This window comes from Dyadobacter sp. HNCC25DJ186 (genome assembly GCF_056895235.1).
Window position 1 is genome coordinate 1 of the sequence record NZ_JBXHAS010000027.1, and the last position, 8,012, is coordinate 8,012.

Genomic DNA, 8,012 nt, shown 5'->3' on the forward strand with positions numbered 1-8,012 from the left:
TATCAAACCAATGCCCTTTTTAACGACTTAGAAAGCAATGGCAAAAAACGAAAAAGTGTGGCGTGTCCTTCCTGATTATGAGGGACGCGTCACAGTCGAAACAGAATGTAAACACGTGGTCCTTTCCAATGCATTAAGCCAGGAGCAACTTTCATCGTTCGCTGAAAACCCATCCGTAGCCGTGTTTATGGAATTTACCGCCCAACCTGCACAACCTGATGGCAAGTAAAGAAAAGAAAACGATCGTGGCCGTTATCGGCGGCGTGACTAGCGCGCTTAGAAAGGCATACGATGTTGTAAATAAAAATGAACATCTGCCCGCGGTGGAAAATACCGAACTACCAGGGCTGGCCGCTCAAATTGTCCGGGCGCTCCATAAAGATCTGGCGGAATTAGAAGAAAACGAGCGTTTTGAAGGCCTGGATTATGAACAGATCGTAGAATTAAAAGATAACGAGCGAAAAGAGCAGCTGGCAGCTTTACGCGATCAAGCCGGGCAACTTTTGAAATTTTTGCGCGAACCTGAACCGGCTTTCGATGATGAAGAATTATTCGAAGAATCAAATTCTGACCTGAACCAAGATCCGGACACGGATCATAACAAAGAGCTGGAAAATGACCCGGATGAAGATTCAGAAAATGAACCGGTCGTTGTAGATCCACTTCTTGCAGACCTGGCTTTAAAGGAGCTTATTGAACTTTACAATAAAGGTACTGAGGAAATCAAAACCGTTGATATTAATAGTGAAGAGTTTGAAATTCGCCGTTTAGGTCTATTAAATTTTAAAGCAGAAATTGAAAGGAGGCGGCTCGTTGACGGAGAATAAACGCCACTAATTTGACAAAAACACCGGTGAGATTTTACCGGTGTTTTTTTGTTTAAACTTATGTATAATTAATTTATATATTAGCATTTTAAATGACCTAAAGTTTGACCTATGCGAAAGTTGATACTACTAATTATCGTTAATTCAATCGCGGCAATATTGGCTTTATCTGCTTTTGCCCAAACGACAAATTCCAAAAAAAGTGCAGAAAATATTGGATTGTCACCTCTCTCGTTGTTTGACGAAGCCCCGCGCCGTTATTGGCTAGATACGGCCAATTTTAAACCAGAAAATTTTACTTTTAAAATTTGGGACAAAAAAGATCTCTCTGACAGACTGGAAATGGGAGTTTCTGTGGGGCCAATAAGTTGCAAACCAAAGTACGGAATGTTTATTTTCCGTGTAAACGCCAAGGGAAAAGTAGATAGTACCTGGTATCGGGGAAATTTACCCACGTTTACTTCGGATAAAATTATTTCTAACATTCATCTTACAGATGGAAAATGGATTATAAAACCGGGAACCAAACCAAATCACGTTGCTTGGTTCGTGTATCCATTTTTTGATACGCGCGCAGCATTTCCAGTACGACCTGAGTGTTCTGAGACAGATAATGAATTGCTACGAACCGTGTCGGCTCTTAGTAACCTATTTTCAATCTTATACTGGCATACAGGGAAAGATTATTATGGAGGGACTATGGTAAGACCGACAGATATGGATGGAAGTATAAAACTGTAATATTTGAATATAAACTTAAATCTCCCATATTTCAAAATTGCAATACCGTCCCTTTTCCAGGCAATCGCTACACCTATCTTTGACCAGCATCAATCATGGATATAATGGCACTACCTGCAAATTTTACTGACATTAGATTATTTCTTCATAATAAACAAATCGATCACGCATGGCTTAGAACTGTTCTTTCCCAGTATCTGGCTGAAAATGGGCAAACCGATGCTGACCGCTTGACAGATCACCAGGTGTGGGTTTTTCGAAACACCATCGCCGAATTTTCACTTTTGTTAAACGAAGATGTAGACGTGGACGATGATGAATAATCAAATTAGACAACAGGAAGCGGCCGTGGAAATGATCCGCCAAATGGTCGCGGCGAAGCGGGCACGGCCGGAAAGACTGGAAGCGGCCATAAACGAGCTGAATAAATTAAAATCAGATCTGGCCACTGAAACAATTAATAAGGTTGATGGGCAAACAGCAGCGCCCCGGATGTCGAAGAAAGTGACAGCCATCATGAAGGATGTCAATTCTGATATTTTTGCCTTAAAACATAGCGCTTTAAGCCTGGAAGCATCCCGCCTCAGACGTGACCAGGCTGAATTAAGTAATATGCTGGTGAAAGTGGATCCTGGAACGCCATGCCCGGATCTGGTGGATAAGATTTTAGAGCTGCACCACAAAATTGAAGATATCTGGGACCAAAAGAACTTTCTGGATCGTAATCAAAACGAAGGACCGGCCAAACCACAGCATGATCAGCACGTAACTGAACGTCCAGTCCAGGCGGTACTCAGCAAGGCCGAATTATCAGTCAAATTGCAGCAGAGCAGAGAAAAGCGGTCAAAACTTAAAAGCAAAATGGCGAATCCCAAAGCGTCTATAGCTTTAAAAAGTAAGTGGGAAATTGAATTGGCTCAGGTGGAAGCGGTTATTGAGGAAACGGAGATGAAAAGGGCTGTTTTGTAATCCAGCTATTTCATTTATAAAAATCTGCATCCTGCCAATAGTGATCAGGATGCAGATTTTATTGTATAAATACATCGGCCTTAATTCTTTCGTACGACACAATCTTTTGAATCAAAGAATACTTTTCCGAAACATCATTAATCGGATATCCGCCTATACTTTTAAAATCAGAACACATAATCAGTTTAGTGATATAAAAAACCGCATCTTCGTTTTCGACAATAAGCCATGTTAAATTCTCCAATTTAAATTTTAAAAAATTTTCTTTTTTGCTGTAGTGCTCACACAACTTTGCGTTTGCTTCCTGATAAACAAGCAGTTCGTTCACGTTATTTATCGCCAAACTCTCTTCTGTTTTATAAGGAATTTCAGCCGGTCTCAATTTCTTATCTATATATCTCCACTCTCTTTCGTTATAAAATAAATAATCTTTATTTATACATTCAATTTTTCCTTGAACCGGATCAAATTTAAAATAATCAGATTGTACAGGCTTGATCAACCCTGTCAGCCAGTTGACATACTTCCTTTTTTCTCCATTTTGTACCTCAAAAGAATCTTCACTTAGCTGTTCCAAAACTTTCTCATTTCTAGTCACATTTTCAAATCTAGGGTCTTTAAATATCTCAGGATTTTTAAGCAGTAAATCAGTTAGGTATGTGAGATGTTCTTGAAAAAAATTATCCTGCTCTTTCGGGTAGTACTGCACAGGCTGTAATATTTGTTCGCCCCAATTTCTACTCAACCCAAAGCCAAAAGCATGACCTTTACAAAAGTTATTCACGTGATTTTGGACTGCGGCTAAAGGAATGTCACAAAAGCAGACCATAGGAAAACCGAAAATAGTTTTTCGGTTACTATTGTAGGTCACTTCATGGCTCACCGTTTTTCTGAATCCGTCTTGCAAGATTCCTAAAAAAGCATTCTGTTTTCCGGAAGTAAAATGAAAAAATGAATTTGAACTTATTGACATAGTTTGGAAGGTTTATTTGAAAAACTGAATTTAAGAATTTATATATCTATTTCTTTAATTACTTATCTATTGACAACAATCCATTTAATAAGTAAATAACTCATCCAGAGCGCAAATTAGCCGGTAGCTTTTCTGTCCAATCTCATACAATACATTGTCAATATCATTGCCAAAAACCGCAATGATATGAACAACGAATTAATACGTTTGGGTGCGTCTGGCCCACCTGAAAAGGGTGAGCACAAAATGGACAAATTCAAAGATCACCTGGTCAATGGCGCTAAGCTGAACAATCGGGATCAGGTGTATTTTGAGAAAATGAAAAAGGCTTGGAGTTGGACCAGCAAAATGTTTTCCCCTTCACAGGTTGTGACCATGCTGTATAACGAATATGGTCACGAAAAAACCCACGCATACCAGATTTTAAGGGATGCCTACGAGCTTTGGGGGATCGCGTACGATCTTGATAAACGCGGAATCACAAAGGTGCTTATTGAAGCCCTTTACTTCGCTTTGAGTATCGGCCAGCGCGACGGGGATCCGGATGTAATCATGAAAGCGGCCGAACGGATTGCCAAACTCAGCAAACTCAATGAAGTGGACAACATTCTCCCGCCTGGAGAATCCATGCCAACCGGGGTACGGGTTTACGTGGTCAATGGCGATGTTCATGTACCTAATAGCGACAGAAAGGAGGTTATCGATGTCGAAAGCACAGAAGTACGTTGATGATCCATCATACATAAAACTACATCCTAACCCAGCCCAGGCCCATTTCCTTTTCAAGGTCCTGGAAAACGAAGCTGATTTTATTGGCAAAGACGGAATTGGATATCAGTCTGGATTCCGGGCCACTTTTAACGGAGGTAGGGGGTGTGGGAAAACGAACGTTTTGATGCGCCTGATTGCTGAATCTGCATTTGAATTGCCTAGAGCAAAGATGGGATTGGCGTCTATGACCTTCCGGCACGTTCAGGATGTCGTACTTTCTCAAAGCCGAAAGGTATTTGCAGAATATGGCCTGCATGAATATGACCCGAAGATCCGGACATGGGGCCACTACGTAATTAACCGCCGTCCGCCAGAAGGTTGGTGGCACCCCTGGGAAGGTGTCAATACGTATGATAATTGTGTTTGCTTCAAGAATGGTTATACAATCGTTTTTCTTTCAGCCGATCGTCCGGACACGGCGCGTGGTTTGAACCTGGACCAGTTGGTGATGGATGAAAGTTTCAAGCTGAAAGAGTCATTCTACAATACCGTTTTACGCAAAACCGTCCGCGCCAATAAATACACCTACCGGGATCCTAGACCAGGCCGAAAGGGTTTAAATCATCCTTTGCACTGGATGATTGCTGATTTTACGTCAGCTGCCTGGACGCCCGAACAGCAGTGGATATACAGAACTGAAGAACTTATGAAAATTAAGCCTAATCAGTATTTCTTCATGGAATCCACGCCCTACGACAACCTGGCCAATTTGCCCGGTAATTGGATCGAACAGGAAAGGGAGGCGTCGGAATCAGACCTGGCCTTTGATATTGAGGTCATGAACAGACGGGTGGAAAAGATTGAAAACGCTTATTATAGCGCCCTATCCTACAACCGGCACACGTACAGTGATATGTATGAGTACCAGTATGATGATAAATCCCGGCTCTATATCTACAAACGTAAGGACTACCTGACTACTAAGCCCATTGAAATTAGCCTGGACTTTAATGCAAAGTTCACCTGTCAAGTCATCGCTCAGGAGCATGACAAAGAGCTTCGGTTTATTGATAATCTGTTTGTGAAACGTGCTGATACCAGCCTGGTGGAAGAGCTGGCCCATAAGTTCTGTACAAAGTACAAGGACCACGTCAAAAAGGTTGTGTATATCTATGGAGACAACAGCGGTAAGAAGGGCGATCCAGGACGCAACAAAACCCACTATCAGCTGTACAAGAAAGTATTGGCTGATCACAAATGGCGCATCATTGACTGTGTGCAGAACTCTTATCCTCCATACAAGATTCGTTATCGTGTTATCAATACAATCCTTTCGGAGAAGCACGCTTCAGTGCCTCGCATTCGGATCAATGAACAGGACTGCAAGAGCTTGCTCATAAGTCTGAAGCACACACCAATCATTGGCGACAACTTCGAGAAGGACAAGTCAAGCGAGGATTCAAAGACGCTTGATCAGCAATATGCAACACACCTTTCTGATGCATTCGATTACATTTTATTTAAAAAATATTCTCGAATCGTTCCAATTGCCGCGACTGGATCCGGACCACGCTTTGGAAAATCAGCGTAGCCAAAAACCGTCTGGCAGATAACGGAAAAAGCAAATGGCAATTGCCAAACCGATACAGGGCGGGCAACCCTCCATTAGAATAGCGGAAGTAGAAACAATCTTTTTATAGCTAAAACATTGATTTGCAACTATCAAAACATTTCAATTACCGGAATGATGTAATTAACCAACGTAAATAGTTTTGTGTATTTACTTAACGGTAACAGTATATATTTCCTCTTGTTTAATTTTTGGACTATTTCTTTGCATAGAAATAATCTAGTACCAACCATTAAAAAAATATTTAGATGTTAAAAAGCATGTTAAGATTTTTTCACAATAACAAAAACTCCGGTCTTACCAAAATTTCTAACCAAGAGGAATTTGATGGTCGTTTTTTGGGAGAGACGTTAGATGGAAAGTATAAGTTAACGAAAGCATACGAAAAAGCATGGGACGCTAGAAAATTTGAAATTGACAATTATTGGAAAAGAACTACCTATTTTTGGGCATTTCAAATCACTTCCTTTACAGCTTATCTAGCGGTCCTTAACTCCAGCTCATATACAGCAACACCCAGTAAAAATCCTGAAATATTGTTCTGTGTCATTTCAATTGGCTATATAACCGCAATGTCTTGGGCATTAATTAATATTGGTAGTAAGTTTTGGCAAAGACATTGGGAAAAGTACATTGATATTCTAGAGGATAAAATTACTGGCCCGTTGTATAAAACAATTTATGCCCACAAAACAATAAGAACATTTTCTGTTTCAAAATTAAATGAAATGATAAGCCGCTATTTTATTGTTATATGGCTAATACTTGGACTAAAGTATTTTCAAAACAATTTATCTTTCGCCGGTTCTTGGGTCGATATTGCTTGGATAGAAATAATGGTGTTGATTGTTGCAGTAAGTTTCACATATTCGATGTTTAATGGATACGGCAGGGGAAACTTTGGGCCATCTGACTTCGAATATTATAGTAGAAAGGTTTTCAGATAGCCTGATTTACTTGCCGTCACCGTACTCCGGTCAAATACAAAAGATTGCAGTGTTATTGCTCCCAATCAAAAATTTGGTAGGCTTGACCTTCCTATTTATTTGAATTTTAAACATACCGAATATCTATCAATAAATGCACCTAGAAAAATTAAACTTCAATTGGTTCAACGGGTTAACTATCTTTCTTTCTTCTTTGGCGTTAGTTGTAAGTTGCCTATCTTATCAATTATCGAAAGACAATTATCAATATGAAATTGACAAAGATTCTTTTTTGAATACACCCGCGATAACTGAAACAGTAGACTCATCAACTATTGAATTCAAACTCAATAATAATTCAGAATTACAAGCTTTATCAATTACTTTTCCCAAGGAAGTTAGCACAGAGAATATAACGATCACGGGAAAACCAATGAAAATTTCTAAATTAACCTTAGGTTATTTGGTTAAAGATTACATAGGAAGGAGGATACAGGTAAAAGATTCGATTGCTACGATCGGAACAATCGGCATACCTGTAGTACTTGATTATTCTGCAATCGTGTTTGGCGAAGCTCACAATTTACGAGAAAATAGAAGATTGATTTTTGACATAAACTTCTACAATAATGTAAAAGATATAGAATTTAATAGTAGTTTTTTAATCAATAGATTAGGATATCCTATGAGAAAACATCGGTACTATACTGGGCTTTTTTCTAAACCGTTGGAAGAACAAATATCAAAACAAGATAGTATTGATGTTAACGAACTACTTAGCGCTCAACTAAAACTAATTAAAACCTCTAAATCAGAATAAGTTTAGCATATCAGATTTTCATATCTTAAGAATTGATGTACAATCTTAACAACCTACTAGGGACAACCAAATCGCAAGAATTAGAACTAGAAATACAACATATCTAATTCTAATTCTTGGTCTTTCATCTTTTTTGTTTGTTAAGAAGGAATTTATTTTCTTTTCAGAAGGAAGAATAGTCAATTTTACGGGATTTGTATCCCAGTTTTTCCCTAAATGTGATTGCGCCTTCGTTTTTGACGCATTCAGTTCTTTCACCAATTGCCTACTTTTCAGGAAAGTAATGGCTGCTTTGTAGGCAATTGTTTCTTTACTGGCGCCGGTGCTGTAAATGTTATCGCCATCAGTATATTCCCCAAAAGCCCTAAGATCTAAATCTTGATACCTATTCATAGACTTCATGAATTGTTCATTC

Annotated in this window: 11 protein-coding genes; 9 read left to right on the forward strand and 2 right to left on the reverse strand. The window is 39.3% G+C overall.

Features of this window, described 5'->3' with window-relative positions:
- Positions 1-37 precede the first annotated feature (37 nt).
- From AC1XUO_RS29305 to AC1XUO_RS29325, 5 genes are all read left to right on the forward strand, one after another.
- Entirely contained in the window at positions 38-229 is a 192-nt protein-coding gene (locus tag AC1XUO_RS29305; protein ID WP_483333437.1) for a hypothetical protein, read from the forward strand.
- Entirely contained in the window at positions 219-827 is a 609-nt protein-coding gene (locus AC1XUO_RS29310) for a hypothetical protein (protein WP_483333452.1), read from the forward strand. Before AC1XUO_RS29305 ends, AC1XUO_RS29310 begins: the two co-directional genes overlap by 11 nt.
- Before the next feature lie 111 nt (positions 828-938).
- A complete protein-coding gene (locus AC1XUO_RS29315; RefSeq protein WP_483333454.1) occupies positions 939-1,568 on the forward strand; it encodes a hypothetical protein in 630 nt (209 codons plus the stop codon).
- A 104-nt stretch (positions 1,569-1,672) separates the two neighbouring features.
- The gene (locus tag AC1XUO_RS29320; RefSeq protein WP_483333455.1) at positions 1,673-1,891 is read left to right on the forward strand and encodes a hypothetical protein; all 219 of its coding nucleotides are present in this window, start codon (positions 1,673-1,675) and stop codon (positions 1,889-1,891) included.
- Entirely contained in the window at positions 1,884-2,537 is a 654-nt protein-coding gene (locus AC1XUO_RS29325) for a hypothetical protein (RefSeq protein ID WP_483333456.1), read from the forward strand. Before AC1XUO_RS29320 ends, AC1XUO_RS29325 begins: the two co-directional genes overlap by 8 nt.
- Before the next feature lie 58 nt (positions 2,538-2,595).
- Here the strand turns inward: AC1XUO_RS29325 and AC1XUO_RS29330 are convergent, their stop codons facing one another.
- Positions 2,596-3,510 carry an abortive infection system antitoxin AbiGi family protein gene (locus AC1XUO_RS29330; protein WP_483333457.1) on the reverse strand — a complete coding sequence of 305 codons (915 nt, stop codon included), beginning with the start codon at positions 3,508-3,510 and terminating at the stop codon, positions 2,596-2,598.
- A gap of 186 nt (positions 3,511-3,696) precedes the next feature.
- Here AC1XUO_RS29330 and AC1XUO_RS29335 point away from each other — a divergent pair, with 186 nt between their 5' ends.
- From AC1XUO_RS29335 to AC1XUO_RS29350, 4 genes are all read left to right on the forward strand, one after another.
- Positions 3,697-4,239: a hypothetical protein gene (locus AC1XUO_RS29335; protein ID WP_483333459.1), complete on the forward strand. Its 543-nt coding sequence runs from the start codon at positions 3,697-3,699 to the stop codon at positions 4,237-4,239.
- Positions 4,214-5,812, forward strand: coding sequence for a terminase large subunit domain-containing protein (locus AC1XUO_RS29340; protein ID WP_483333460.1), 1,599 nt, complete (start codon positions 4,214-4,216; stop codon positions 5,810-5,812). Before AC1XUO_RS29335 ends, AC1XUO_RS29340 begins: the two co-directional genes overlap by 26 nt.
- A gap of 287 nt (positions 5,813-6,099) precedes the next feature.
- Positions 6,100-6,798 carry a RipA family octameric membrane protein gene (locus tag AC1XUO_RS29345; RefSeq protein ID WP_483333462.1) on the forward strand — a complete coding sequence of 233 codons (699 nt, stop codon included), beginning with the start codon at positions 6,100-6,102 and terminating at the stop codon, positions 6,796-6,798.
- Positions 6,799-6,931: 133 nt separating this feature from the next.
- On the forward strand, positions 6,932-7,597 hold the full coding sequence (locus tag AC1XUO_RS29350; RefSeq protein ID WP_483333464.1) for a hypothetical protein: 666 nt from the start codon (positions 6,932-6,934) through the stop codon (positions 7,595-7,597).
- 45 nt (positions 7,598-7,642) lie between these two features.
- Here AC1XUO_RS29350 and AC1XUO_RS29355 read toward each other — a convergent pair.
- Positions 7,643-8,012 (reverse strand): hypothetical protein (locus AC1XUO_RS29355; RefSeq protein ID WP_483333465.1); only part of this gene is annotated, 370 nt, incomplete at its 5' end.

Bases quoted from the DNA above. Each gene is read 5' to 3' on its own strand.
- AC1XUO_RS29305 (WP_483333437.1), top strand. From the start codon at position 38: ATGGCAAAAAACGAAAAAGTGTGGCGTGTCCTTCCTGATTATGAGGGA.
- AC1XUO_RS29310 (WP_483333452.1), top strand. From the start codon at position 219: ATGGCAAGTAAAGAAAAGAAAACGATCGTGGCCGTTATCGGCGGCGTG.
- AC1XUO_RS29315 (WP_483333454.1), top strand. From the start codon at position 939: ATGCGAAAGTTGATACTACTAATTATCGTTAATTCAATCGCGGCAATA.
- AC1XUO_RS29320 (WP_483333455.1), top strand. From the start codon at position 1,673: ATGGCACTACCTGCAAATTTTACTGACATTAGATTATTTCTTCATAAT.
- AC1XUO_RS29325 (WP_483333456.1), top strand. From the start codon at position 1,884: ATGAATAATCAAATTAGACAACAGGAAGCGGCCGTGGAAATGATCCGC.
- AC1XUO_RS29330 (WP_483333457.1), bottom strand. From the start codon at position 3,510: ATGTCAATAAGTTCAAATTCATTTTTTCATTTTACTTCCGGAAAACAG.
- AC1XUO_RS29335 (WP_483333459.1), top strand. From the start codon at position 3,697: ATGAACAACGAATTAATACGTTTGGGTGCGTCTGGCCCACCTGAAAAG.
- AC1XUO_RS29340 (WP_483333460.1), top strand. From the start codon at position 4,214: ATGTCGAAAGCACAGAAGTACGTTGATGATCCATCATACATAAAACTA.
- AC1XUO_RS29345 (WP_483333462.1), top strand. From the start codon at position 6,100: ATGTTAAAAAGCATGTTAAGATTTTTTCACAATAACAAAAACTCCGGT.
- AC1XUO_RS29350 (WP_483333464.1), top strand. From the start codon at position 6,932: ATGCACCTAGAAAAATTAAACTTCAATTGGTTCAACGGGTTAACTATC.